Annotated in this window: 1 protein-coding gene; it reads right to left on the reverse strand. The window is 70.5% G+C overall.

Annotation, left to right across the window (positions count from 1 at the left end):
* On the reverse strand, positions 1–293 hold a 293-nt coding region (locus tag ACLWS4_RS38010), incomplete at its 3' end, for an MFS transporter (RefSeq protein WP_416876575.1).
* Positions 294–352: the final 59 nt, after the last annotated feature.

The raw sequence follows: 352 nt of genomic DNA on the forward strand, positions 1-352 counted from the left end.
CCGCAGAGCGCCGAGGCGAGGGTGAAGCCGGTGATGCCCAGCAGGAACAGCCGCTTGCGGCCGTGGATGTCACCGAGCCGCCCGCCGGTGATCAGGCCGACCGCGAAGGCCAGCGCGTACCCGGCGGTGATCCACTGGAGCGCGCCGAAGCCCGCTCCCAGGTCCTGCTGGATGCTCGGCATCGCGATGTTCACGATGGTGACGTCGACCAGGTCCATCAGACTGGCCGTCATCACCACCGCCAGCGCGAGCCAGCGCCTCCGGTCGGGGGCGGTCACGGGGGTGGTGGACATGGGGGTACTCCTTCGGCCAGGACGCCGTGCGTCGCTCGGGAACGGTCCGAAGATAGGGG

Origin of the sequence: Kitasatospora sp. SC0581 (genome assembly GCF_048159585.1) — a bacterium.
Classification (GTDB): domain Bacteria; phylum Actinomycetota; class Actinomycetes; order Streptomycetales; family Streptomycetaceae; genus Kitasatospora.